Source organism: Oleiphilus sp. HI0066 (assembly GCF_001635725.1).
On sequence record NZ_LWFH01000522.1, the window covers coordinates 1 to 843 of the forward strand.

Below are 843 nucleotides of genomic sequence, written 5' to 3' on the forward strand. Positions count from 1 at the left end.
TATCACTCAATTGCGCTTCGCTAAACGTATGCTTTTTAAGCTGTTTAGACATTTCATCTACCACCAAGCGCTCATGGTAATTAAAAATACTGTCTAGTACCGACATAAGTTGATTCCCTTTTAAGCATCCAATCAGTCATCCAACAGAATGATAAATTAAGTAATAAGTGTGCAGCTTACAAACTGTGCCACCACAAAGTGTGATCGAAACACAGTTACTCATAAACTTTGGCAAGGTTAGTGGCAGGGCTAAGAGTGATAACATACAATCTTTCAGACCAACGAGTGAAAAGAGTAAAGCAATGAAACTTACCCACGTATTGGTCGCCGTCATCGCAATGATGTCGTTCGGCTTGACCCACGCGGCACAGCAAAGCCTTGAAGAACTGCTAGCACAAGCAGAACAGGCACCAGAATTAGTTCCAGAAAAATCACAGCGTGAAGCAAGTGTTCATATCGCACGCTCTCTCCTTCTGAGCCACTATCGTAAACAAGATATCGATCGCGAATTGTCGAAACGTGTCTTTGAGCACTACTTAGATTCTCTTGATGGACAGCGCCTGTACTTCCTTCAATCAGATATCGAAGAATTTGAACCTTACCGCAACCGTCTCCATGGTGCCTTGAAAACTGGCCAACTAGAACCAGGATTCAAGATTTTTAATCGCTATCAAGAGCGCGTTATTCAGCGTCTCGTTTATAAAATTTCTCTTCTAGAGAATGACTTAAAAGACATGCGTTTCGATGATGACGAATTCATTCTGTCTGATCGCTCTGAGCAAGCGTGGCCAACAACAGAAGCTGAACTAGAAGATATTTGGCGTCGACGCGTTAAAAGTGGTG

1 pseudogene is annotated in these 843 nt (G+C 42.6%); it reads left to right on the top strand.

Features of this window, described 5'->3' with window-relative positions:
* Positions 1–302: 302 nt before the first annotated feature.
* Positions 303–843 (top strand): annotated as a pseudogene (locus A3738_RS07180) (tail-specific protease); the annotation flags it as partial.